Annotated in this window: 20 protein-coding genes; 15 read left to right on the forward strand and 5 right to left on the reverse strand. The window is 59.7% G+C overall.

All coding sequences use genetic code 11. The features are described 5' to 3' along the window. Positions 1–9: 9 nt before the first annotated feature. From ACSQ89_RS26040 to ACSQ89_RS26055, 4 genes are all read left to right on the forward strand, one after another. Positions 10–1,431, forward strand: a complete 1,422-nt coding sequence (locus ACSQ89_RS26040; protein ID WP_436295665.1) for a mannose-1-phosphate guanylyltransferase/mannose-6-phosphate isomerase — start codon at positions 10–12, stop codon at positions 1,429–1,431. Then, positions 1,428–2,231 (forward strand): ABC transporter permease, encoded by an 804-nt coding sequence (locus ACSQ89_RS26045; RefSeq protein WP_436295666.1) that lies wholly within the window; start codon positions 1,428–1,430, stop codon positions 2,229–2,231. The genes ACSQ89_RS26040 and ACSQ89_RS26045 overlap by 4 nt, the downstream gene beginning before the upstream one ends. A 6-nt stretch (positions 2,232–2,237) precedes the next feature. Continuing rightward, the gene (locus ACSQ89_RS26050) at positions 2,238–2,939 is read left to right on the forward strand and encodes an ABC transporter ATP-binding protein (RefSeq protein WP_436295667.1); all 702 of its coding nucleotides are present in this window, start codon (positions 2,238–2,240) and stop codon (positions 2,937–2,939) included. Positions 2,940–3,244: 305 nt separating this feature from the next. Further along, positions 3,245–7,021, forward strand: coding sequence for a glycosyltransferase (locus ACSQ89_RS26055; protein WP_436295668.1), 3,777 nt, complete (start codon positions 3,245–3,247; stop codon positions 7,019–7,021). Here ACSQ89_RS26055 and ACSQ89_RS26060 read toward each other — a convergent pair. From ACSQ89_RS26060 to ACSQ89_RS26070, 3 genes are all read right to left on the reverse strand, one after another. Next, positions 7,014–9,866, reverse strand: coding sequence for a glycosyltransferase (locus ACSQ89_RS26060; RefSeq protein WP_436295669.1), 2,853 nt, complete (start codon positions 9,864–9,866; stop codon positions 7,014–7,016). The two genes, ACSQ89_RS26055 and ACSQ89_RS26060, sit on opposite strands and share 8 nt — an antisense overlap. A 295-nt stretch (positions 9,867–10,161) precedes the next feature. Next, on the reverse strand, positions 10,162–11,199 hold the full coding sequence (gene gmd / locus ACSQ89_RS26065) for a GDP-mannose 4,6-dehydratase (protein WP_436295670.1): 1,038 nt from the start codon (positions 11,197–11,199) through the stop codon (positions 10,162–10,164). A 243-nt stretch (positions 11,200–11,442) separates the two neighbouring features. After that, entirely contained in the window at positions 11,443–12,315 is an 873-nt protein-coding gene (locus ACSQ89_RS26070) for a methyltransferase domain-containing protein (RefSeq protein ID WP_436295671.1), read from the reverse strand. A gap of 278 nt (positions 12,316–12,593) precedes the next feature. Between ACSQ89_RS26070 and ACSQ89_RS26075 the strand changes: the two genes are divergently transcribed. The 11 genes from ACSQ89_RS26075 to ACSQ89_RS26125 all read left to right on the forward strand — a co-directional run bounded on the left by ACSQ89_RS26075 (position 12,594) and on the right by ACSQ89_RS26125 (position 24,019). Next, entirely contained in the window at positions 12,594–13,592 is a 999-nt protein-coding gene (locus tag ACSQ89_RS26075) for an NAD-dependent 4,6-dehydratase LegB (protein WP_436295672.1), read from the forward strand. 12 nt (positions 13,593–13,604) lie between these two features. Continuing rightward, on the forward strand, positions 13,605–14,318 hold the full coding sequence (locus ACSQ89_RS26080; RefSeq protein ID WP_436295673.1) for a nucleotidyltransferase family protein: 714 nt from the start codon (positions 13,605–13,607) through the stop codon (positions 14,316–14,318). After that, on the forward strand, positions 14,315–15,178 hold the full coding sequence (locus ACSQ89_RS26085; protein WP_436295674.1) for an NAD-dependent epimerase/dehydratase family protein: 864 nt from the start codon (positions 14,315–14,317) through the stop codon (positions 15,176–15,178). Before ACSQ89_RS26080 ends, ACSQ89_RS26085 begins: the two co-directional genes overlap by 4 nt. Before the next feature lie 7 nt (positions 15,179–15,185). Beyond that, on the forward strand, positions 15,186–16,109 hold the full coding sequence (locus ACSQ89_RS26090; RefSeq protein WP_436295675.1) for a glycosyltransferase family 2 protein: 924 nt from the start codon (positions 15,186–15,188) through the stop codon (positions 16,107–16,109). 178 nt (positions 16,110–16,287) lie between these two features. Continuing rightward, positions 16,288–16,731 (forward strand): GtrA family protein, encoded by a 444-nt coding sequence (locus ACSQ89_RS26095; RefSeq protein ID WP_436295676.1) that lies wholly within the window; start codon positions 16,288–16,290, stop codon positions 16,729–16,731. Then, positions 16,715–19,033, forward strand: coding sequence for a hypothetical protein (locus ACSQ89_RS26100; protein WP_436295677.1), 2,319 nt, complete (start codon positions 16,715–16,717; stop codon positions 19,031–19,033). The genes ACSQ89_RS26095 and ACSQ89_RS26100 overlap by 17 nt, the downstream gene beginning before the upstream one ends. 344 nt (positions 19,034–19,377) lie before the next feature. Further along, entirely contained in the window at positions 19,378–19,788 is a 411-nt protein-coding gene (tnpA, locus tag ACSQ89_RS26105) for an IS66-like element accessory protein TnpA (RefSeq protein ID WP_436295678.1), read from the forward strand. Continuing rightward, positions 19,785–20,132, forward strand: a complete 348-nt coding sequence (tnpB, locus tag ACSQ89_RS26110) for an IS66 family insertion sequence element accessory protein TnpB (RefSeq protein ID WP_436295679.1) — start codon at positions 19,785–19,787, stop codon at positions 20,130–20,132. Before tnpA ends, tnpB begins: the two co-directional genes overlap by 4 nt. A 68-nt stretch (positions 20,133–20,200) precedes the next feature. Continuing rightward, positions 20,201–21,757 (forward strand): IS66 family transposase, encoded by a 1,557-nt coding sequence (gene tnpC, locus ACSQ89_RS26115; RefSeq protein WP_436296563.1) that lies wholly within the window; start codon positions 20,201–20,203, stop codon positions 21,755–21,757. 91 nt (positions 21,758–21,848) lie between these two features. After that, positions 21,849–22,367 (forward strand): hypothetical protein, encoded by a 519-nt coding sequence (locus ACSQ89_RS26120; RefSeq protein ID WP_436295681.1) that lies wholly within the window; start codon positions 21,849–21,851, stop codon positions 22,365–22,367. Between the two features lie 90 nt (positions 22,368–22,457). After that, positions 22,458–24,019, forward strand: a protein-coding gene (locus ACSQ89_RS26125; protein WP_436296564.1) for an IS3 family transposase whose coding sequence is annotated in 2 segments (ribosomal slippage) — positions 22,458–22,887 and positions 22,887–24,019 — 1,563 coding nt in all. Because the reading frame shifts where the segments join, the coding sequence is not laid out codon by codon here. Positions 24,020–24,031: 12 nt separating this feature from the next. On the opposite strand, the gene ACSQ89_RS26130 is transcribed toward ACSQ89_RS26125, so the two are convergent. Next, a complete protein-coding gene (locus tag ACSQ89_RS26130; protein WP_436296565.1) occupies positions 24,032–24,655 on the reverse strand; it encodes a class I SAM-dependent methyltransferase in 624 nt (207 codons plus the stop codon). Between the two features lie 207 nt (positions 24,656–24,862). After that, positions 24,863–25,906: a class I SAM-dependent methyltransferase gene (locus tag ACSQ89_RS26135; protein ID WP_436294112.1), complete on the reverse strand. Its 1,044-nt coding sequence runs from the start codon at positions 25,904–25,906 to the stop codon at positions 24,863–24,865. Positions 25,907–25,932 lie beyond the last annotated feature (26 nt).

Raw genomic sequence — 25,932 nt, forward strand, 5'->3', positions numbered from 1 at the left:
CCAAAAAAAATGCGCTTGCTTTCTGTTGTGCTCTCGGGAGGCGCAGGCTCCCGTCTGTGGCCTGCATCGCGACAAGCCTTCCCCAAAGCCTTCATGAAGCTCGGCGATTCGACCCTGCTCCAACAGGCCATCGAACGAGGGCAGGCCTGCGGCACGGGCGACCTGATGGTGGTGACCAACAAGGACCACCAGTTCCTGACCAAGGACGTGCTGCGCCAGATGAGCGATCCGCCCACGGCCACCTTCCTGCTCGAACCCAAGGGCCGCAATACGGCGCCGGCCATCGCGCTGGCGGCCCTGCAGTGCGAGCGCCAGTTCAGCGGCGACACCGTGATGCTGGTGCTCTCCGCCGATCATCTGGTGCCCGATGTGGAAGCCTTCGTCGCCAGCGCGAGCGAGGCATTCCGGCTGGCCCAGGAAGGTGCGCTGGTGCTTTTCGGCATTTCGCCGACCGCGCCGGAGACCGGCTTCGGCTACGTGGAAGTCGAGCGCGTCTCGCGCGACAGCCAGCCGGTCAAGCGCTTCGTCGAGAAGCCGGACATGACCACCGCGCAGGAATACCTCGCGACGGGTCGCTACTACTGGAACAGCGGCATGTTCTGCTTCACCGCGGCCGCGATCGTCTCGGCGATGGAGCTGCATGCGCCGGAAGTGCTGAAGGCGGCGCGCCATGCGCTGGACACGGCGCAGACCAAGGGCGAGGCGATCAGCTTCGATCTGCACGCCTTCGGCCTGCAGCCCGACATCAGCATCGACTACGCGGTGATGGAACACGCCGACAACGTGCGCGTGGTGCCGGCCCGGTTCGCCTGGAGCGACGTGGGCTCCTGGCCGGCCGTCGCCAAGGCCCAGCCGGCGGACGCCAGCGGCAACACTTTTCCCGACGATCACGTGGTGGCCGTGGACACCACGGGCACCCACATCCAGGTCGAGAGCCACGGGCCAAAGATCGTCGCGGCCCTGGGCCTGCGCGACCTCGTAATCGTCGACACGCCGGACGCGCTGCTGGTGGCGCACAAGGACAGCGCGCAGCAGGTCAAGAAGGTGGTCGACATCCTCAAAGCACGCAAGCACGAAACGGTGAATCTGCCTGCGGTCGTCCACCGTCCCTGGGGCACCTACGCCTCGCTCAAGGAAGAAGACGGCTACAAGGTCAAGCGCATCACGGTTAAGCCGGGCGAGGCGCTCTCGCTGCAGTACCACCACCAGCGCGCGGAGCACTGGGTAGTCGTCCAGGGGACGGCAATCGTCCAGATCGGCGATGTGGAGCACAAGACCTTGCCCGGCGAGTACCGCTACATCCCACTCAAGGAGAAGCATCGTTTGACCAATATCGGACAGGATGAACTGGTTCTCATCGAAGTCCAGTGCGGTAGCTACCTCGGCGAAGACGACATCGTGCGCCTGGTGGACACCTACGGACGCGTATGAGCCAGGCACATTCCAATCTTCATCGCAACGCATGGGCCGACTGGTGGGAGGGCACCCGCCGCACCGACATCTGGTGGACGCTGGCCTGGTTCGACATCGTGCTGCGCTACCGGCGCTCGATGCTGGGACCCTTGTGGCTGACGCTCAGCATGGGCGCCATGATCGGCGGCATGGGGCCGCTGTACAGCTCGCTGTTCGGCACCGAGCTGTCGAAGTTCTTTCCCCACCTGGCGCTGGGCATCATCTTCTGGAGCTTCTTCTCCAGCATGGTGACCGACGCCTGCAATGCCTTCGTCGGGTCGAGCAACTATCTCAAACAGGGTTACTTCCCGATCAGCCTGTTCGTCTGGCGGAGCATGGCGCGCAACCTCATTCAGTTCTCGCATCACATCGTGCTCTACGTGCCGGTAGCGCTGTGGGCTGGCATCTCGCTGTCGTGGTCTGCGCTGCTCTTCGTGCCCGCCTTCTTTCTGACGTTGATCAACGCCCAGGCGCTGGGCATGGCACTCGGCCTCGTCTGCACGCGCTTTCGCGACGTGACCCAGATCGTCACCAGCGTGATGCAGATGCTGATGTTCCTGACGCCGGTTTTCTGGCTGCCCGAAAGCCTGCCCGGCCGCGCCCAGTACATCCTGTGGAATCCGTTCGCGCAAATGCTCGACCTGCTGCGCGCGCCCCTCATGGGCGGTGTCTCCGGCGCCCACAACTGGTGGGGGATTCTGGGGTGGACGGCGCTGAGCTTGATCGCTTCGAGCCTGCTTTTCGCGAAGTACCGCCGCCGCGTCGTCTATTGGCTGTAAAAAAACATGGCATCCATTTCCCTCAAGAACGTCTCGGTCAACTTCCCTATCTACGGGGCCGGGGCGGCCTCGCTGAAGAAGACGCTCGCGGCGTCCGTGACCGGCGGTCGCTTCGGCAAGGAGACCGGCGTCAACGTGGTGCAGGCGCTGAGCAACATCAACCTCGAGTTGAAGAGCGGCGACCGCCTCGGTCTGGTCGGCCACAACGGCGCGGGCAAGTCGACACTGCTGCGCGCGCTCGCCGGCGTCTATGAGCCGTCCTCGGGCGAATTCGTCCGCCAGGGCACCGTGTCGAGCCTGATCGACCCGGCATTGGGCATCGAGCACGACGCGACGGGCATCGAGAACATCATGCTGCGCGGGCTCGTGATGGGCATGAGCAAGAAACAGATCGATGCGCTCACGCCCGAGATCTGCGAATTCAGCGGCCTGGGCGAATACGTCAACATGCCGGTGCGCACCTATTCCACCGGGATGCTGATGCGGCTCGCCTTCTCGATCTCGACCAGCGTCGAGGCCGACATCCTGCTGATGGACGAGTGGCTGTCCGTCGGCGACGCGGAGTTCACCGAGAAGGCCGAGCAGCGGATGAAGGACGTGGTGTCCAAATCCGGCATCCTGGTGCTGGCCTCGCATTCGCCCGACCTGATCGCGAAGGAATGCAACCGGGTGATCCACCTGGAGCACGGGCGGATCGTCGGGGTGTGAGCTGGCAAATCCTCTCGAACGGCACGGTCCAGGGCTCGCCTGAAACATGCACACAGTCATCGTGTGACCTCGAGCGGACGTTACGCATCGATCCAACTGCAGGCTGAATATGCGCTGTTGACTGTCAAGGGGCCAACTCCCGAGCCTCTAAAATCCACCCAGCAGGTGAGGTTCCAGCCTCGGGGGAGCGAATATGGCGTTCGTCGCGGTTTGTCGATGATCAGCGTTCGGTCGGCTTCGAGTTCTGATGGCGGGACAGCGCAACATCTTGCATTTGCCCGGGCACCATCCAAATACAGTAGCCGATGACTTTTTTCACCTCATATACAACTCATAGCGATCAAAGAGATAGGACCTCTGAAGCACGACTGCGAGGTTTGGCAAATTGCAATGACGCCTTTTCGGCTTTCACCGATCTACCAATTCGACTACTCCAATTCGGAATTGAACATAGTGATTCGTTGTCGAGCTGGCCTACGCGCTTTCCCCATTGCGAAATAGTTGTTGGCTGCGAGAACCAGGATGCCGCCCCCGGTTTTCACCATCTTGACCCTCGAATTCGCATGGTAATAGGCGAAGCAGATACAGATTCAGCACAAATCCAAATCTTCAATCATTCCAATGAATTCGACATCATTCTTGATGATCGATCTCAGCAAATAAACGATACAGCATCGACTTTTTCGCGTTATTTCCCGAGCTTGGCTGCCGGCGGCTTGTATGTGGTTCACGATATTTATTCCGATGATCTTGGGGCGCGAGATGGCGCCATGGCCTCATCGCGTTCCATCGAATTTTTTAGACAGCTTGCCGACATCATCTTTGCCGAACAGCGCAGACCCAAGGGCAGCCGCACAGAACAACTGAAGTTGCTTGCTGAGACGTCTGGATGTGAGCTTTCGGATGCCGAGTTGACGAATATCTGTTCGGTGGAATTTAGAGGCGCAGCCATTTTGGTGCACAAACGACGCTTGGTTGACTCGAGTTCGACTGCAAGCACAAGATCTCGAGACATCTATGTGAAACAGATGGATAATCCTCAGCCGTTTGCGCCCAATGAATCAAGCAAACAGATCGACATGATCTCCGCACGTATCGCAGATCTGAGAAATGAACTTGAATGGTCACGCAATCAACTCGAAAGGACGCGAGCCGCAAGTTTGAGCAAAGAATTCGCCCTCAATGCGCGAATTCGAACGCTGCAGGCGCAAGCGTTTCAAGATCGAAATCGCGCAAATCATTTTGAGCAGGTGGTGGAGGCAACCAAGAACTCGACCTCCTGGAAGATTACAACGCCTATACGGCGTTTGTCTGCGTGGCTACAGCGGCAGCGGAACCGATCGGCTGTTCTCTGGCGCGCTGCCCAGCCAAACGGGACGCGAGACCGCAGACAACTCAAGGCAGCGATCACGAGACGAATCCGCCCCGGGAGCTACGTTGCGGATCCATCGGATCATCCAGAGTCCTATCTGCACTGGGTTGAAAAGTTCGACATCCTGAATGCTGCGGACCACGCATTGATCAAAGCCCATGCTGAAGCAGTGCAGATAGCAGAACTTCAGGTCGTCTGGCTTCTACCCGCGGACGACTCTTCCGCCGTACATACTGCTGCCAGTAGCCTGTTGCGCCAAATATGCGGTAACTGGCGTGCCATTCTTGTCAGCGCTAACCCAGGCGGGCAGTCGCGCGCACTCGCTCAATTGATCAGGACCGATTCTCGATTCAGCTTGAAGTCCCGACTATCGAGTGAGGAGTTAACACAGTTGCGAGACAAGCACTGCCTGGTGCTCAACGGGCCGGGCGAACTCGCGGACCATGCGACGTACATGTTCGGGCTTGACGCCTTGAATTCTTATTCGGCGGTCTACTGCGACGAAGACCTAGGACCGGCGCACGAGCGCAAAGCGCCTCGGTTTGCACCAGCTTATTCTCCTGAGTACGCTGCTGTCGGAACCCTGGCGCTTCTGCATGGGTCAGAGGATATGCTCGCGGCGCTGACTACCGGGGAAATCGATCTCGGCAAAATGCTATCGACGGCTAGCACAGAGAGCTCACTTCCGCCACGCCACCTTCCCTTTGTTCTATTCCACGCGAAGGCAGAGCCAATTCTTCTGCCACCAACGCAGCGGAGCTATCTGGAGGGCGACGTCGAACTTCCCACTGTTGCCATCATCATTCCGACCAAGAACCGTCTCGATTTTCTGGAACCCTGCATCACGAGCATCGAAAAGTCCGACTACCCGCGCGACCGGTACAAAATCGTCGTCGTCGACAATGGTTCGAATGAGCCCGACATCCTGAAGTATCTCGACGAGATGGAACGGCTGGAAAGGATCACCGTATTTCGAGATCCGCAGAAGTTCAACTACTCTCGGCTCAATAACTTGGCAGCCAGCAATACTCAGAGCGATCTCATCGCCTTCTTGAACAATGACATTGTGATCATCGATCCGCTTTGGCTGCGGCGCCTTGCCTTCCAGGCGGTTCAGCCAGGAGTGGGCGCAGTGGGCGGGAAGCTCCTATACCCCGATCGCACCGTCCAGCATGGCGGCATCATTCTTGGCATTCAAGGAGTGGCGGCTCACGCGCATCACGGTCTTGATGCCGGCGCGCCTGGATACCTGGGCCTAGCCAGCGCAACACACGGCATTTCCGCTGTGACGGGCGCATGCCTCGTTCTCAAGCGGAGCCGGTTCGAAGAGATTGGCGGCTTCGATCAGGAATTGGCGGTCGCGTTCAACGATGTATTGCTGTGTATGGATTTGGCCCAGAGAGGCTACAGGAACGTCTATGTGGGCCATCCATTGATGCTTCATTTCGAGTCGAAGACGCGGGGCTTCGACGACACCGCAGCCAAGCAGCAGTTGTTTCGCGCTGAGGCCCGCTACGCGCGCCGGAAGGACCAGGCGCTGTTCAAGAATGACCCCTTCTACAACAGCAATTTGAGCCTCGAACGCGCGTACGATTTCGCGTTTCCCCCGCGTGTTTCGAAGCCATGGAATCGATTCAGGAGCGAGTCGATCGGCAAGCTCCGTATTCTCATGTTGAGCGTCACACATCAAATTGGCCACGGTGTGCCCGTTGTCGTCGACCTGCAGGCGAGGCATCTCGCGTCAGTAGGGCACGAGGTGTTCATCGGCGGTCCTGTTTCAACAAACGAATTCAGTTATCCCGGGTGCATTCGCGTTGAGCTCAATGCTCCGAAGGAGGCGGCAATCTTCGCCGTTCAACATGGGATCGACTGTGTGGTGATGCACACCCCGCCCTTCTATTCCACGACCCGATGGCTCGGCGCTGGCGTCAAGACGCTCGCATATGACTACGGCGAACCCAATCCGGATTTCTTTCCCGACGCAGAAGAGCGCAAGCAACAGCTGCAGGAGAAGGACTTTTGCCTCGAAATGGCAGATGCTCTCTACGCGATCTCCGACGCGGTCAAGGCAGAGGCACCTCACGAACGAATGGGCGTCATTCCTCTAGGGAATGCCCACTTGGCGCGCTGGGAAGAGAGCTCCATGGCAAGGCGCGCTGCCAAACGCGAAGAGCTTGGCTTCGGCGACCGCATCGTGGTTCTCAACGTATGCCGGTTTCATGAAGGCGAGCGATACTACAAGGGCGTCGACGAGTACTGTCACGTCAAAGCGATGCTCGACGCGCTGTATTCCGACCGATCCAACCCCTTCATGTTCGTGCTCGCCGGAAAGGGGACACAAGCCGATGTGGAAGAGATGGAAGCCAGTGGCCTGAAAGTGTTCGCCAACATCAGCGACGAAGAGTTGATCGACCTCTATTGCTGCGCGGATTTGTATGCCAACTTTTCGCGTTGGGAAGGCTATAACTTCGGCATTGGACAGGCGCTGGCGTTGGGACTGCCGGTTGTAGCTTCAGAGATCCCAGCCCATCGCGCATTTGGCGTCTTCGTTTCGAACGACGCATCGTCAGCAGCCCGCGAGTTGGTTTCCCTCTCTGAGGACAGCCAACGCCAGCGCATTGCCAAGGTAACGGAATGGGCAGAGCCGCTGAGGATGTTCTCAGAGGCGATCGAACAGCTCAATCACGGCCCAAGCAAGCAACTCAAGTAGCGAGTGACGTGGGGGACTCTGACAACTCGCCGTTCTCCCTCATGACCTCTATGAGCGTGGCTCGACACTTGGTCTCTTGGCGAGCTAGCCATGTTTCGTCTGCGACCTTGAGCGCTTGTGAGCACAGTGCTGCGGCCGCAGCGCTTGAGTAGTGCTCCTGGACAAAGGCCCAACCCGCTGTACGCATCTGGGTCCACAGCGCCTCATCCGCGTACACGCGCATGACGTCGTCGGCGAACACTTTCGGATCGTCAGCCACGCACAAGTAGCCCGATTCATTGGTTCCGATACCTTCCGCCGCGATCGTGGTAGCGATGCTCGGTACACCATGCGCCAGCGCCATCACCAGTTTGCCTTTGATACCGGCTCCATAGCGTAGCGGAGCGACAAACACCCTCGATGACGAGAAATAGGGCTTCAGATCTTCCACATATCCAGTCACAACCACGCGCTCGCTTGCCATTGCAACAACCTCCGGCGGCGGCTTGTTGCCAACCACTAGAAGTTTTGCCTGCGGAGGAAGCCGCTTCACAAGCGCAGGCCAGATTGAGGTCATGAAGAACTTGATCGAATCGACGTTGGGATCGTGCGGGAAGTTGCCCAAAAACATGATGTCATCGCGGTCCGAAAAGGCACGAGCATCTTGCAAGATGTCGGAGAGCCAAGGCAACACCACGATGTTGTTCAGCGGACGCGGCATTGCGGCCTGGATGATCTTCTTTTCGACCTCCGTGTGCACAAACGAAGCGTCGGCCCGAGCAAACATTGCCAGCTCGTGAGATTTCGTGACTGCAGCTTTGAAGATGCCGTTTGCATCTTCATTTGCCGACGCAGCCCTAGATTCGCGTAAATAATGCAAGTCAACATTCGCAAAGATGACCCTCGTGGCCGGCGACAACTCACGCAATTGCGCGCAAACCCCTTGAGCAACGTTATAGCGATAGAGCAGCGCATAGTCGAAGGCATGTGAAACTTCGAGAACGGCCCTGATATCAGGCGAGAAAGGCAGGTAGTGGCAGCAAACGCCACGGCGCTGAAGTGGTGCCGAATAACTCCTGAAGTAGTAGAGGTTGTGCAGCGGAACAAAGCTCTCGCCGAACCCCATCTCTCGATAGGTCCGCATCACCTCGTTGGTAACGATGGAGCCGGAGTCCTTGTCAGGGCGCGGCGTCAAAGCGTCAACGACCAAAATGTTTCTCGCAGAACGCCAAGATGCTGCACGAGCGGCGTTCGTGCCCGGCTGAGGATGAACGTGTAGCTCGGAGGCAAATCGTTCAGCGAACTTCTTCAGGTTCTCAACTTGGTACGCCTTGACACCCCTTGTGGTGTCGCGGCCGTGCGTTACGCCTTCGTAGTGGATTACGCGCGAGAACGGCACATACCATACCTCGTAGCCGGCTCGCCGCATACGGAATGCAAGATCGGCGTCTTCACAGTAGGCTGGGCGGTACAGTTCGTCGAATCCGGCAAGTTCGTCCCACACCCTCCGTCGCACAGCTATCGATGCACCCGAAATGAAATCCGCCTGTCGAGCATGGCAATATTGAGGCCGATTTGGGTCATCGCCACGGCCATAGTTGTGTGCTGAGCCGTCGCGCCAAAAGATGCCGCCAGCCTCCTGCAGCGTACCGTCATCGTTAAAGAGCTTGGAGCCCGTCAGGCCCGCGTTGGGGAATAGTTCGAAACCATCGACGAGTTCATCCAGCCAGCCAGGCACAACACGCGTATCGCTATTGAGCAACACAACGAATTCTCCGCGCGACAAATTGACTGCGAAGTTGCAGCATTCAAGAAATCCGCCATTGCTTTTGCGCCGCTCGTAACGGATCCACGGTATCCGCGCGAGCAACGCCGTTCGAGTTTCCTCGGGGGAAGCATCGTCCGCCACGATGATTTCGACGGAATGCTTCGACACATGCTGCACGAGTGAATCAAGGCAATTCAGCACGAAATGTGTTTGCCCATAAACCGGTACGATGATGGACACCTTCGGTGAGTTCTGCCCAATAGACAGCCTTGGTTCGCGTTCCGCCATGCATTCAACACTTCGCGCGATCAAGTCCGGCGTGCCTCGGTCAGCGAAGTCGAAACCTTGCCCGGCGAAGTAGGCTTTTCCAGCCATAAGTTCGCAATGCACGATATCGTCAGGTAGAGCATATGGTTTGGCTGGATCCGTCCATCGAAAATTGGAGGGTTTACCGTCAGGCAGCGTTCGCCCTTCGAATCGACCGAACTCCAACCAATGGGCCAACGGATTCAATCCCGACGCCCTCACATCGGCGTACAGACCGACGTAGGCGCGGGTCGAAAAGTTCGGCGAAGGCTCAGCCAGGGTTCGATGGCCGTTGACCAGGTAGTGAAAGACAGGGTCCATGCCGCTCGTCTCGACGACTGGATTGGCACATCTGTAGTGCGCGGCGTCGAAGAACCCACCTTCTTCAATGGACTGCAGCACCGCGTCCAGTCTTGCCGGATCGAGCGGCGGCACCCCAAGGTTACGGCCTTCGCGCCGTCCATAGTACACGTAGTGGAGAACGGCGTTGGCAGCTCCTCCGACATCGAAGTTGAGGTCGGCATATGCAACCGGATCGAAGCGCAGGGAGGGTTGCCGAGCTAACTGAAGACCGAACTCGATAAAGTGATTTATCGGCGAAAGCTCGCTCGCGGCAACGTCCGGATAAGCCCTCCGATAGAAATCCGAGTCGAATATGCCTGCCTCGCTCAATGCCCGCGCAGTTCGAATTTCCTCTGACTCTTGGACCGGCGCGGGCTCGTTGTTGAACCAAGCAAGACGACGCCTTATTCGCGCCAGTATCGCTACCTCGCGACCAATCCCCTGTTTCATGATTCCCTCTCAAACTGACTCAAACGGCTCGGCGTGTTCTAAATTGCAGGAGGCACCATTTCACGTACGTTACGCTAACCAGCGAAGCATCTCGCTGACAAGGTAATAGCAGCATCCTCGCCGAACGTCGATCGAGCCAGATCACTGGAGCGCACCGTCATACAACACGGCGTCACAAGAACTCGATCGAAGGGTGCGCCGCGGGAGGCGCCTTTTTCCGGGTCAAGGACCACATACGGAATCTGCTACCGCTCCCATGCAAGAGACCCGCGATCGTCAATTCGCCAATCTCTCGTCAGAACGATTGACCTTGCATGTTATGCCTCAAATCCGCCTCGACCATCATCGTGCAAAGCTGTTCCAATGTCGTCTTGGGCTCCCAGCCTAGCTTTGCCTTTGCGCGAGCGGGATTTCCAATCAAGAGATCGACTTCTGCGGGGCGATAAAACTTGGGATTGACCATCACCAACGTCTTACCTGTCCGGACGTCAATCCCAACTTCATGCTGCTCTTCTCCTTCAAAACGGAGTTCGAAACCTGCGGCTTTGAAGGCGAGGTCCACAAAATGCCGAACCGTCTCCGTACGATTGGTGGCGAGAACGAAAGTGTCCGGCTCGTCGGCTTGGAGCATTCGCCACATTCCTTCGACGTATTCCTTTGCGAAACCCCAATCTCGCTTCGCGCTCAGGTTCCCGAGCTCAAGAACATCCAGCTTGCCGAGCTTGATCTTGGCGACTGCGTCGGTAATCTTCCTAGTGACAAATTCTCTGCCGCGCAGAGGACTCTCGTGATTAAAGAGAATTCCGCTGCAGCCGAAAATGTTGTAGCTTTCACGGTAATTGATGGTCATCCAGTGAGCAAACAGCTTGGCAACGCCATAGGGACTCCTGGGATAGAACGGTGTGTCTTCGTCTTGCGGGATCGCCTGCACCTTTCCGAACATCTCGGACGTCGATGCTTGGTAGAAGCGAATGCTTCGATCGGTAAGACGAATGGCCTCTAAGAGATGCAGTGCCCCCATGCCGGTGATCTGAGCGGTCGCATCCGGCTGATTGAAGCTGACTCCCACGAAGCTTTGGGCGGCGAGGTTGTACACCTCGTCCGGTTTGGCGTCCTTGATCAGCGTCAGGGAACTGCCCAGATCAGTCAGGTCGTGCTCGACCAGCTTGAGATCCGGATGGTTCTGAATTCCCAGTTCCTCCATCCGCCAAAAGTTCACCGAGCTTGTGCGACGAAAGGTGCCATGCACCACGTACCCCTTACTCAGGAGAAGTTCAGCCAAGTAGGCCCCGTCTTGGCCGGTGATACCCGTGACTACAGCGTGCTTTTTCATTTGCTAGGAGTTTGGTGTTGAAGCTACAGCCCAAGATTGTGCCGCACCGGCTAGGTCTCACGATCACGGCAAGTACGCGGCGCCAGTGCTTCTCGCCCAGCGCTTCTCGTGTGGTCGATCTGCAACCTGGAGCTTTCAGGCAACCCTACCATGAGACAGACATCGCTTTGGCGCTAGTCGTAACACTGCTCAGGAAGCATGACCACCGCTCGAGCTCGCTGCGAAGCTGTCGGCGCTCTGGCCTCAACGTCCGAGGGGCTTGAAGGCCTCAAATACCAACGAGTATGGACCAACGATGCCTTCTTCAGGTTCGTAAAGGTTCCATGCGGCCGGCTGAAACCCGATCCTTGCCAACTGCACCAGCATCTCCAGACCGAAGATCGTCCAGACAAGGATGCCCTGATCAGGCCTGACGGGGTCGCCGTGAAACTGCTTGTCCGCGAGGTAGACAATCTGTCCTTCGACCAAAGCCGCCCTCCTGTCATCCAACGGGGCTTGGCAATCAAAAGGAACGGTGAAGATGTGTCTTCCCCCAGGTTTGAGCGCGCGAAAGATTTCACGATGCGCCAAGTACGGGTCTGGCATGTGTTCCAGTACGTCGCTCGAAAGTACCAGATCAAGGGCTTCGTCTTCGAAGGACAGGCGCTGGAGGTCCTCATGCCGTCGGCCATCGACAAACTCCCCCGGCGCATATTCCTCCCCGAAGTACTCTGAACAGAAGTAGTTCGGGTTGCCCGACAAGCTCTTATGCACCGCCCCTGTGGTCTCCGTGTTGTAGACGACGCGTCCAGCAGGCACCGACAAGGCCGTGCCTACGGGCAGGCCGGATCGTTTTCGGAGGACGTGCGCGATTTGCCTCTGACGGTTGAAAGATCCGCACGAGGAGCAGAAGCCGGATTCGCGAAGGTTGTCAGTGAATCGTTCGAAGAGGGTTTGCATGCCGCATATGGGGCACGTCCCGCGCAACTCGCCCTTCGCCGAGCCCCCCAAAAGGTCCGGCTCAGACGCCAGCTGCGCTGCAAACGGATAAGCCGCTATCGTCGCGTGCCTCGGCAGCGACGCAACAGCGAACCGCTCCGAGGGAAGCCCAAGCATCCGCCCAAAGAAATCTTTCATCTCCACGTCCCTCCATCTGGTCGCCGGCAGTCTAACGTCATCTCGGAAGCGCCTTCCTCTCTGCGCGAACGCGCTTCGCATCGGTCGGGAGCCCCGCGGTCAAGGCGAATCGTTCGACTAAAATGCGCCGTTCGCCACTGAAGATGCAGTGCGCCTTGCGCCTGCTTTCAAAATGACCGTGGTCGTTCTGCCGCGGTCGTCTTGCTGAACCCTCGTTTCCCAGTCACGGACACCAACTGGCGTTGCGGACGCTAACCCCTCAACTACTGATTCGAACCATGCACCTCAAAGGAAAAAAAGTACTCGTGACAGGTGCGGACGGGTTTATCGGCAGCCATCTGGTGGAAGCGTTGATCGAACACGGCTGCGACGTCCGCGCTTTTGTCTACTACAACTCGTTCAACAGTTGGGGCTGGCTGGATTCGTTGCCGCAGAACGTTGTGCGCGACCTCGACGTGTTTCCGGGTGACATTCGGGACCCAAACGGAGTGCTCGAAGCGATGAAGGGTTGCGAGGTTGTCTTTCACTTGGCGGCCCTCATCGCGATTCCGTTTTCGTACCATTCTCCCGATTCCTACGTCGATACGAATATCAAGGGCACGCTCAACATTCTTCAAGCGGCCAAACGGCTCGGCATCGAACGCTGCTTGGTGACGTCGACATCTGAGGTCTACGGTACAGCCCAATACGCGCCGATCGACGAGAAGCACCCCTTTCAAGGACAGTCGCCCTATAGCGCCACCAAGATAGGAGCGGATCGGCTGGCGGAATCTTTTTACAGATCTTTCGAAACGCCGGTCGTTATCGTGAGGCCGTTCAACACCTATGGGCCTCGCCAATCCGCACGGGCCGTGATTCCTACCATCATCACCCAGCTCATGTTGGGCGAGAAGGAACTGCGACTCGGGAGCCTCACGCCTACGCGCGATTTCAACTTCGTCAAAGACACCGCGCAGGGCTTCCTTGCGCTCGCCGAAGCCGATGCGACGATCGGAAAAGAGATCAACATTGCCACCGGCAAGGAATATTCCATCGGCCAGGTCGCGGAGATCCTGGTCGCCGAACTCAACCCAAGCGCCCGCATCGTCACGGACGATCAGCGCCTTCGTCCGGACGCGTCCGAAGTCTTCCGCCTGATGGGCGACAACACCTTGATCACGTCCCTGACTCCGTGGCGGCCACGTTACGACCTCGCGGACGGACTGCGCGACACGATCGATTGGTTCAAGAACCCGGAAAACCTGTCGCGCTACAAGGCCTGGCTCTACAACGTCTGAAAAGGTTCGAAGATGCGAGCAGTCATTCTGGCCGGCGGCAAGGGTACGCGGCTACGCCCCTACACCACGCTGATTCCCAAACCGCTGGTACCCCTCGGCGGCAAATACTCGATCCTTGAGATCATCATCATGCAGTTGGCGCAGGCGGGCTTCACCCGGATCACCCTTGCCGTCAATCACCTGTCACAGCTTATCATGGCCTACTTCGGCGACGGATCTCGCCTGGGGGTGCAGCTCGACTACTCGCTGGAGGAAGGTGAGCTCAGCACGATCGGCCCTCTGACGCTGATTCCCGATCTTCCGGAGAACTTCCTTGTCATGAACGGCGACATTCTTTGCGATCTCAACTACAGACGCTTCTTCGAGTCGCATGTGAGTTCCGGCAGCAAGGTCTCGGTCTCGGCGTATCGCCGCCAGGTACGGATCGATTTCGGCGTGTTGCGCTACGACGAGAACGGCCGCCTGAAAGAATTCCAGGAAAAGCCGACTTACGACTTCGATGTCAGCATGGGCATCTACTGCATCCATCGCTCGGTGGTCGAAGCTCTTCCCAAGGGGGGCAAGTATGGCTTCGACGAGCTCATGGTCGACGGCCTCAAGAACAACCAGAACATCGCCATATGGCCCTTCGATGGCTATTGGCTGGATATCGGCCGCCCGGACGATTACCAATACGCCGACGATCATTTCGAAGAGCTTGCAACCAAGCTCGGTATCGGCCCTTGAAGACCGTACTGGTCACCGGCTCCACCGGCGCGTTGGCGCGGACAGTCATCGCCCGCCTGCGGCAGAACAAGGCCTTCGAAGTCATCGCCACCAGTCGCCGCGCGGATGAATTTCCGCTCGACGTGCGCGACGCTGAACGCCTCCAGACCCTGGTCCAGCAGACGCAGCCCAGCCTGATCCTCCATCTGGCCGCCACCTTCTCCAGCGAGTACGACGAGGCCTACGCGATCAACGTCGAGGCCACACGTCAGCTACTCGACACCGTTCAGCGCACGGACGCGACAACGCGCGTCTTGCTCGTGGGTTCTGCCGCGGAGTACGGAGCGGTCCGCCCCGAAGAAAATCCGATCCGCGAGGATCACGCGTTGAATCCGCAGTCGGTCTACGGCCTGACCAAATCGTGGCAAACGCAGCTTGCACAGTTCTATGCGCTTCGCGGCGTCGATGTGCTTGTCGCACGGGTTTTCAATCTCGAGGGGCAAGGCTTGTCGAATCGGCTGTTCGTCGGTCGGGTGCAGATGCAGATCGACGAAGTACGGAGCGGGACGAGGCAGGCCTTCGAATTCGGTCCTCTCACGGCGACCCGGGACTACATAAGCACGGATGAGGCAGCAAAGCAGATGCTCGCGATCGCCGCGATGGGCGAGACCGGACAGATTTATCACGTGGGCAGCGGCAAGCCGATCACCATGCGCGCGCTGCTTGAGCGCCAATTGGCCTTTCATGGGTTGACGCAGGTCCCCGTGCTCGAGTCGCCCGCCTTGACGAACCGCGCCGGCTACGACGTTCCTGTGATCTACGCAGACATGACCAAGACATTGCAATTGCTGGGGAGAGAGGTCGAGCGTGCCAAAGACTAAGTTGACTGTGATCACCCCGGTATTCAACGAAGAGCAGGTCATCGCACATTTCCACGCTCGCACGAGGCAAGTGCTGAGCTCCATAGAGGATCTCGAATGGAACATCCTCTATGTGGTGGACAAGTGCACGGACGGCACGCTCGACGTGCTGCGGACGCTGACATCCTCCGATCCGGGCACGAAGGTGCTTGCGCTCTCCTCTCGGTTTGGGCACCAAATGTCGCTGCTGGCCGGAATCGAACATTCGCTGGAATCGGACGCCATCATCATGATGGACAGTGACCTCCAGCATCCGCCTGAACTGATTCCGACGCTACTCGAGGAATTCAAGCGCGGCACTGAGGTGGTGTATACCCTGCGGCGCGACACGGATGATATCGGTTTCATACGAAAGAAGGCCGGCAATCTTTTCTACAAGCTGCTCGGCAGCATCTCGCAGATCCCGATCAATCCGAACGCGGCCGATTTTCGATTGATCTCGCAGCGCGTGGCGCGAACGCTGTCCCAGGGATTCCAGGAGCGCAACATGTTCTTGAGAGGGTTGTTCTCCTGGATCGGCTTCAAGCAGGCAGGCGTCGAGTACATCGCAGAGAAGCGCTTTGCCGGCCACTCGAAATATTCCTTGTCGAAGATGCTCCAGCTTGCGACGGCCGGCATCCTGTCGTTCAGCACCAAGCCGCTTCAGCTCAGCGTCTTCATCGGCAGCCTCTTTGCCATGCTCGCCTTCGTGCTGATCGTCGTGTCGATCATCAAGTACTTCGTAGTGCAGTCCATCCCGGATGGCTGGACGACGCTGGTGGTCCTTCTTCTGCTGTTCAGCGGCATCCAACTCATCGTCCTCGGCATCATGGGGGCCTACGTGGGGGGGATCTACGAGGAGGTCAAAGGTCGCCCGCGTTACATCGTTGAAGAGGAAATCTCGCACGGCTAGCCCAGTGAACGGGCGATGATGATCGCCTTGGCCCTGGGCGGATTGTTTCGGCCGATACGCAGCCCTGCGTTGGTCAACCGATCACATCTGACCGGTTGATGTCCTCCGCTGGCTTTCTATCGTTTTCGAACGAAAGCACCTCCCCCGACCTCAAGCTCGCAACCTCTTCCCAAACTCCATGTCGCGATCAGCTGCCATTTTTCGATCGGTCCTCGACCAGTGCCGGACGCCGGCAGCGCATCAGCTCTTCCGCTTCCTCGTCGTCGGGGTCATCAATACCGTTTTCGGCTATTCGATCATCTTCGCGTGCATGTACATCGCGGGTTTATCCGCAGAGATCAGCAACGCCATCGGCTACGGAATAGGCCTGCTGGTCTCTTATGTGCTGCACAAGGTGTTCACCTTCAACAGCGACAGGCGGCATCGCGAGGCCTTTGTCCGATTCCTCGTGGTTTTCGCCGTGGCCTATGCATCGAACTTCGTGGCGCTGGTCATCTTGGTACGCGCCATCGGAGTCCATGAGGCGGTCAGCCAAATCCTCGCCAGCGCGGTTTACGTGGTCGTTTCGTTCGTGATGAGCAAGCTGTATGTGTTCCGGAAGACCCATGTCGCTCGAAAGTAGCCGCTTTCCCAACTCTCGAAGTTATCGCATCGCGCAGGTCCTTGGGGTCATAGCTGGCCTCTTCGCGCTCTGGTGCATCATCCTTTGGCCCGCCTTCGACAAGACTCGGTCTTTTGCGCTATGGATGGACAACGAGTTCTTCATCGGTGCCGTGCTCTCGTCCATCTCTGCCTCGTTGGCGCACGGCGAATGGCCGTTGAGGATGGACACTGCATTGGGAGGCCTGCCGCTTTATAACTTCCCGCAGCTTTCCCCGTTTTATCCCTTCTATTTCGCTTCGCTGCCCATTTTTGGCAGTCCTGCAGAAGTGGTCCGGTCGATGCACTGGATCACACTGGCGCACTTGTTGGTTCTCGAGATCAACATGTATGTCTTTCTGAGAGTCATCGGTGCATCGCGTATCGCTGCGCTCATGGCGGCAGCATTGTTCGCTTTTGGGGCAAACAGCCTGACCTATTCGGTCTGGCTTAACATCACGGCTCCATATGCCTGGTTTCCCCTGTATCTGGCGGGGCTCGTCGGAACCTTTAAGTATCCAGGCCGAAAACGCTGCCTTGCGATAGCACTAGTTGGCATTGTGCTTTTGACGTTGGCGTCGCCGGCGCAGCCGCTGATCCACGCTGTGATTGTGTCGGCGGTTTTTGCCGTCGCGCACTGGGCCAACCACGGGCTCATCGAGGGATGGAAGCAAACGAGATACCCGCTGGCGCTGGTGATGACGGTTGGAGTACTGGCGCTCCTATTGGTCGCTCCGGTCATCCTCCCGGCGGTTCTCGAGTTCAAAGACATGATTCGCTGGATCGGCCCGTTCCCCCCAGTGCAGGGGAACGAACGAATTCCGTTTGTGGCCTTTCAGGTCGATCAGCTCTCCATATCGAGCCTGACGGGCGTACTTTTCAGACTTGAAGGGGCTGCAGTCGGGAGTCCATACGTCGGTGTTGTTGCCTTGGCATCGGCTTGTGTGGCAGCCTTTTCGCGTCCGCGTTCGTGGATCGCGGGCTCGCTGCTTTTCATCGCGGTCTACTCGATCATCTCTTCGACGGGGAGCAATCTTGGCCTAGCGTATATCAACTATCTCATCCCCCTCCTCAACAAGATTCGCGAGCCTAGCCGCTTCCTGGTCCTCTTTCAATTTGCAATCGCCGCGCTGGCGGCACTGGGAATAGACGAGTTGCGAAAGACGGTCTCGCGGGGCGATGGAGGGGCGGCGCTGAAGCGACGTCCATTCATTGCGCTATGGGCCTCCGCTTTCTTCAGTGTTGTCGCGCTGCTTGCTGCTGGTGATCGGATCGTGTCCGTGGTGCCGCCCCTGGTGCCCGTCTTCATCCTCGTTTCACTGATCTTGATGACCGCGCTGCTTGCGCGAAGGTCTTGGGCGCACAGAGGTGTAGTTGCAGCCCTGCTATGGGGTGGAGCGGCCCTAGTGCTCCTCGCTGTTGAGGTGAAGTGGATTCCTCCCCTGGTTTCGATCAGTACATACAACACGGGTGGCGGCCGTGAGCTCGATCGCGTGTTCGACAGGTTGGTGGCACTCGATCCCAAGCGTGAGTACCGGGTCATCTTCGATGGAAAGATCGACAAGCAAGTGGCATCCATGCTGGCCTCATATAAAGGCATCCGGACACTCAACGCCTACTTCAATCCTGCGCCCAGCCGACAATTCGACGAGCTGTATTATCACGGTCCGCGCTCAAGCAACTACTTTCAAGCATTGGGCGCGAAATACCTGGTCTGCGACCAATGTGCGCCAGACTCCCTACGCGGATACGCCTATCGTGAAAGTATCGAGGGCCTCCAAATCTACGAAGCCAAGGATGTTTTGCCGCACAGCCATGTATTCACTACGATCGACGGCACCTTCTCGAGCCTGGGCGACTTCTCCTCGAAGATTGCCGACGCCGATCTTGCAAACGGACTGCTTTATGTGCAACCCGACGACGTTGGCGTGCTGAGGAATGGCACGCATGCTGAATGCGCGAGCCAGGAGATTCTTCGCTCAACCAATCGAATGCGCATGATGGTCATGTGCCCGTCACCAAGCGTGCTGGCGGTGAACGAGTTTTTTGACTCAGCCTGGAAAGCCGCTGTGGATGGAAAGAGAGTGCGAATTCTCCGCATTAACGGGAACCAGATGGCCGCTCAGATTCCCCCTGGCTCACACCTCGTCGAATTCCGTTACCAGCCAAAGACGTTCTTCGCCTCCATTCCAATAGCGCTCATCGGCGCAGCGCTGCTGGCATGCCTGATGGTCTTCAGCAAGTTCGCTGCCGGGCGCCGCAAGCGCGGTGCCTTGAACCCTTGACAACCGAATACCAAAGTCATCGTAGACAGCACACAAACCGCCGCTCGCCTGACGCACGGTTTGGCGATTCCCAGTCTCTCACTGCGCACCCCTCGCGCCGCTGCCGTCAAACACTCCCGTAGGTCGGACCCTCAGCTTCGTTTCCGCGCCAAGAGCTACTTACTCATGGTAAGCAGCAAACGCCGTTGCCGCCCCCCCCGCGTCAGAATAGTTGTCGCCTCCATAGAACCAAGGTAATAGTCCGGCCAGCACCGTTCTTGTTGGAGCTGGCGAGATCTCGGAGCATGTGACCTGAACAGTGCGTGCCCGGAGATGGTGTGCACCAACAGGAGATCGTGCACACCATGAAGAGTCAAGCAGAGGGCGTCGAACCGTCACGTCGCCATCACGAGCGCGCATTCAAGGCGCGGCTGATCGAGTTGAGCATGCAGCCCGGCGCGTCGGTGTCGGCCATCGCGATGGCCAACGGCATCAACGCCAACCTGTTGTTCAAGTGGCGGCGCGATCGCCAACGCGAATTGACGTTGCTTCATACGACGCCTGCCGTACTGCTGCCCGTGCGCCTGGCATCGGTCGGCGAAGATTCGGGTGTCAACGCGATTTCGCCGCTTGCCACCATCGCACCGGCGCCGGCCAAGCCCGCGCGGACCGGCGTCATCGAACTGGAGATCGCAGGTGCGCAGTTGCGCCTGCACGGCGCCGTCGACGAAGCGAGCCTGTGCAGCGTGTTGCGCGCGCTGCGCCAATCGTCATGATCGGTCCGCGCGCGGGTACCCGGATCTGGCTGGCCGCCGGTGTCACCGACATGCGCTGTGGCATGGACACGCTCGCCGTCAAAGTGCAGACCGCGCTCACTGAAGATCCGTACGGCGGTCACGTCTTCGTCTTCCGCGGCCGCCGCGGGGATCTGGTCAAGCTGCTGTGGAGCGATGGGGACGGCATGTACCTGCTGTCCCGGCGCCTGGAGCGTGGCCGCTTCATCTGGCCGAACGCCGAGTCCGGCTCGATCGCGCTCAGTGCCGCGCAACTGTCCATGCTGCTCGAAGGCATCGACTGGCGCCGCCCCGAGCGCACCTGGCAACCGCGTGCCGCGGCGTAGACCCAAGCCGACGGGTTGACAGGACATCTCCCGTGGGGAGTGCCGGGCGCATCCGGCACAGTCATGCCATGACGCCCGAACAACTGCTTGCCAGCAACGCTTTGCTCAATGGCGAAGTGGTGCGTTCGCAGGAGGCGTTGAAGATCGCGTTGCTGACCATCGACAAGCTCAAGGTCGAGCTGGCCTACTTGCGGCGCATGAAATACGGCCGTTCCAGCGAACAGCTCGAGCATGCACAGCTTGAACTAGTGGGTGGCCAGGTCGCGCAGCCGGCCGTGGTGTTGACGGCTCATTGCGAGGGCAGCGAGGGCGCCGAAGACAGCGAGCAGCAGTCCAACGTCAGGTCGATGCAAGACGCTCGCAAGAAGCGCAAGGCCGGGCAGGAAACCGGCTCGCGCGGACTGCCCGAGCACTTGCCGCGGCGCACCGTGATGCACACGCCTGAAGGTGGCTGCACGTGCGAGGCGTGCGGCAACGGCCTGCGCGAGATCGGCCAGGACGTCTCGGAGGTCCTCGACTACGAGCCCGGCAGCTTCCACGTCGTGCGCCATGTTCGACCGAAGCTGGCCTGCGGCGGATGCAGCACGATCGTGCAGGCGCTCGCGCCGAGCCGTCCGATCGCGCGCGGCCTGGCCGGTGCCGGATTGCTCGCCCACGTACTGACGAGCAAGTTCGCGGACCACACGCCCCTGTACCGGCTGTGCCAGATCTATGCGCGCGATGGCGTGGAGTTGCCTCGCTCCACGCCGACAGACTGGGTCGGCCAGGCGGCACGCCTGATGGCGCCGCTGGCCGATGCCCTCGGGCGCCATGTGCTGCGCGCCGCAAAGGTCCACGGCGACGACACGCCTATCCGTGTGCTCGGCGGTGCCGGGAGCAAGGCGAGCACCGGGCGGCTGTGGGTCTATGTGCGAGATGATCGCCCGAGTGCCGACACGGCCGCGCCGGCGGTGTGGTTCCAGTACTCGGCCAACCGCCGGGGCGAGCATCCGGTGCGTCACCTGAAGGACTTCCGGGGAATCCTGCAAGCCGATGCGTACGCGGGGTATCACCCCCTTTACGAAGACGGCCGGGTCATCGAGGCGGCATGCTGGAGCCACGCGCGACGAAAGGTGTGGGACATCCACGAGCGGCAACACAAGCTGGCTGGCACCTTGGCGCATCAAGCGCTGCTGCGCATCGGCAAGATCTTCAAGGTAGAGGCCGAGATCAATGGCAAGCCGCCCGATGAACGCATGCGCGTTCGGCAGGCGCGCACGCGCCCCTTGCTCGAGGACCTGAAGCTCTGGCTGAACACGACCTTGGCGCAGCTCTCGGCAAAGTCGCCCTTGGCGCTGGCCATCGGATACTCGTTGGGCAACTGGACGGCGCTCACACGCTTCGTGGATGACGGGCGCATCGAGGCGCACAACAATGCGGCCGAGCGCGCGCTGCGCGGCGTTGCAATCGGAAGAAAAAACTTCTTGCATCTGGGCTCGGATGCCGGCGGCCACAGCGCTGCAGTGATCTACACGTTGATCGGAACGGCCAAGCTCAACGGGATCAACCCGCAGGCGTATCTACGCCATGTACTGGAGCGCATCGCCGACCACCCGATCAACCGAATCGACGAGCTGCTGCCCTAGGTCGTGGCGCCCCAGCTCCAACAGCTTCGGCCATCCTGGTACGAGGAGCTCGCGCAGGCCGCCTGAGCTGGCGTCGTGGGCAAAATGGGCCATGCGCATCAAGCTGATCGAAGACTTGCCCATGGCCACCAGTGCTGAGCTGTACCAGCTCAGCTGGGTGATCGAACAACTGCTGGCCGATCCGCGGCGCGTCGTACAGGCGCGCAGCCAACTGCATCTGGGTCAGCAGGTGCAGTATCTCCATTGGGGCGACGGCAAGTGGCGGACGGTGCGGGTCGTGTCAATGAAGAACGACCGTGTGACGGTGCTCGACGAGGCCAACAACAAACATCTCAGCCTGCCTTACGCCGCCATCATGACGACGGAGTCGGCCACCGCAAACACGGGCGAGCAAGCATCCGCGCCGAGCAAGCCCACTCCGCCGCCGGAGATTCCGCGCCGCGAAAACTTCCGTGTCGGCCAGCGCGTGAGCTTCGCCGATCAAGGCTTGCAGCGGCACATCGGGCAAATCACGCGCATCAACCAACGCACCGCCACCATTCATTGCGACGGCCGTGCCTGGCGAGTTGGGTTCGCCTTCCTTCAGCACATCACTGACGTCACAGCCTGACGCCCTCCTGGCCGTGACCACTGACGTCAAGAACGGGGTCGGCCGGACTATTACGAACCAAGAACCCGGGGGCGGCGATGAAGGATGAGAGTGGCTCGATACGGACAAGCATTCAAAGACCGAGCGGTAGCGAGGTTGCTGCCGCCGGAGAGTTCGGCGCTGGAGGTGGTGGCGCGCGAAGTTGGCATTGGAGTGGAAACACTGGAGCGTTGGCGCGAGGATGCGCAGTCCAGGCCCGCCCGAGGGCGGGCCTGGACTGCGCGCGCCCGGCTTGAGGCGGTGATCACGACGGCGGCGATGGCCGAGGTCGCGAAGAGCGCGTGGTGCCGCGAGCACGGCGTGTACCCCGCCGAACTGGACAAATGGCACTCGAGCGCGACAGCCGCGCTGGCCGAACCCGAGGAGGCCCGGGCCAGCCCCCAGGCCACGCGAGCCTCCGCCAAGCGCATCAAGGAACTAGAGCGCGACCTGCTGCGCAAGGACCGGGCGCTGGCAGAGACTGCGGCTCTCTTGGTCTTGTCAAAAAAAGTCGCGGCGATCTTCAACAAAGGCGAGGACGAATGATCGGCCTCGAAGATCGCCAAGCCTTGGCCCGAGACATCGATGTTGCACACGCCGCCGGAGCGCGGCTGCGCCCGGCCTGCGAGACCGCCGGCATCGATGCGCGCACCTTGCAGCGTTGGCTGGCCCACAAGGGGCTCACGGCGGGCGATCGCAGGCCGCAGGCCGTGCGCCCCATGCCTGGCCATGCCTTGAGCCCGCACGAGCGCGCACAGCTGCTGGCCGTGGCCAACGAGCCGCGGTTTGCCGCCGTGCCGCCGGCGCGCATCGTGCCCATGCTGGCTGACGAGGGCATCTACCTGGCCAGTGAGTCCAGCTTCAGCCGCGTGCTGCGCGCTCGGGGGCAGACTGCTCACCGAGGCCGGGCCAAGGCACCCAAGATCGTGCGCCCGCCCACCACGCACGTCGCCGCAGCACCTCGGCAGGTGTGGTGTTGGGACATGACCTACCTGCCGGCGCAGGTGCTCGGGCGCTGGTTCCACCTCTATCTGATCCTGGACTTGTACAGCCGCAAGATCGTTGGTTGGGAAGTGCATGACACGGACGACTCCGACCATGCTGCGCATCTGGTGCGCCGCACGGCGCTCGCCGAGAGCATCGCCACGCTCGACGCCAAGCCGGTGCTGCATGGCGACAACGGCTCCACGCTGAAGGCAACGACGGTGTTGGCGATGCTCAACTGGCTGGGCGTGAAGCCGTCGTACTCGCGGCCCCGCGTGAGCGACGACAACGCCTACGCAGAGTCGCTGTTCCGCACGGCCAAGTACCGCCCGGAGTTCCCCACCAAGGGCTTTGCCGATCTCGAGCACGCGCGCTCCTGGGCGGGCGCCTTCGTACGTTGGTACAACCATGACCATCGACACAGCGGCATTCGCTACGTCAGTCCCGCTCAGCGCCACACCGGTGAAGACTGCGCAGTCCTGGCTGCTCGCCACGAGTTGTACACCCGTGCCCGGGCGCTCAACCCGGCGCGCTGGTCTGGACCTACTCGCAACTGGGCGCCCATCGGCGCGGTGACCCTCAACCCCGAACGTGACTGCGTCGTTCAGACACATTCGCGGGCATCAGACATACAGCCGCTGGCTGCATGAAAGAGGCGACAACTACCTTGACGCGCGCCGCGCCGGGTAGCCGACAGCATGGATCGTCACCCGGTTGAACCCCGCCTCCATCACATAGGTCCATGCATCGGCGCCGAACTCTGTGCGTACGATGAGGTCGTCGGTCGCAGTTGTTGGATCGCCGTGGTAGCTCTTCGGCAAGCCCGCCCGGTCTCGCGTCATGCGGCCCACGATGATCGGCACTGTGAAACACAGCGCGCCACCTGGTTTAAGCACCCTCCGGCACTCGGAAAGCGCATGCACAGGATTCGGCACGTGCTCCAGGGTGTCCGAATGGATCACGATGTCGAACGTGCCGCTGGGATAGGGGATCGCGTGCATGTCGACTTCTGGGTAGGCTCCAAAAACATAGCCACCAAATTGCCGCAGCACTGGTGTGAGCGTCCCGGCTTCATTGATCTCGAGGATGCTCAGCTTGCGACCTGCCTCAGTGCCTACTGCCGTGCGCAAAGGTTCACGCGTGCCGAGGAACGATCTGACCGCCTCTCCGAGGGCTATGGAGCGCAGGTTCGAGCCGCATGAGTTGCAGGTTTCACCTTGCTGGCGGTCAACATAATCAGCTTCGGCCCGGGAGATCTGCCATTCGGCAATAAGGGAGTCCCACAAGATAGGTCGGCTGGCGAAAGCGGTGCCACCGCAAACACTGCAATGCATGCGGCATTATGCAGCCGTCACCCGTACGGCTCCGCGCGGATGTGCTCGCCGGTCCATCGACCTGGCGAAGGTCTTGAGCATCCGGCGACTTTGGAGCCTATCGGTATTGCGCCTCCGGCCGCCAGCCCGCGCTCAGTGCATGAAGCTAGACAGGTCGCCTCACCGAAGCATGCGAGCAACCCATCGAAGGGGCGCCATGACCTTCCACGAGCGAGAGTTCACCATCGCTGAAAGCTGCCGCTTGACATCCGCATTGCTGGCAAGAGCCGCGGCCAACGCCTTTTCAGACGCCTCCTCTTGGCTAAGGCAGTTGGCGAGGCGCTTTTCGAGGGTGTCTCGCTCAGCGCGCAGCATCAACGCCCAAGCGCTGCGCTCATCAAACTCCGCCTGGAGTGAGACATGTCTGGCTGAGAGGGCCGCATGATCCTTGTCCAGCTGGGACGCCCATCTCATCACTCCTTGCTGACTGGTGTAGAGATCGCTGCCGTTCTCCATGAAGATGTTCGGCCCAATCGCAGGCAACAGATTTTCGTCCGCCGCGCAGATCGCGACGAAATACATGCTCTGGTCCGAGACGAAGGTCTGGGCCTTTGCCTGGTCGTCAGCCATCAACAAGGCACCATAGTGATCTGCAGGTTCGTCGATCGGCAGCAATGCCGAAGCGGTCAGGAAACGCTGGCCGAAGTACCGCGTGGCAGGAAAGTGTCGATGGAGCAACCCGCCGAGTTCATCGAAGTAGAGCTCCTTCACATGAAATTCATTCACATAGTTCCGGTCGTCCGAATACACCTTCTTGTTGGGCGACGAGATGATCAGAATGCCGGAGGGTTTTAGAACGCGGCGAAGTTCAGTCAGCATTTCCTCTTGCTCAGCAAGATGCTCGAGCGTTTCGAACGAAACCGCGACATCGATGCAGGCGTCTGCCACAGGTATCTGCGTGGCGCTCCCTTGAAGGAAGCGGAGGTTCTCGTGCGCCGCATAGGTGCGACTCGCATGAGCCACCGCGTCGTGCGAAATGTCCACGCCGACCACCGACCGTGCGACGTCAGCCAATAGCGCCGACCCGTATCCCTCGCCGCACGCGATATCGAGCACGTCGCGCCCGGAGCACAGCGATTGGACCCAGCAGTACCGATGCATGTGCTCGTAGCGTATTTCGCCACTCTCTGTCGGGATGAATCGTTCGCCCGTGAAATCAAGCATGACTAATTTTTCTTCAATGGTTTCGG

Source organism: Variovorax sp. LjRoot175 (genome assembly GCF_964253805.1).
Lineage (GTDB): Bacteria > Pseudomonadota > Gammaproteobacteria > Burkholderiales > Burkholderiaceae_C > Variovorax.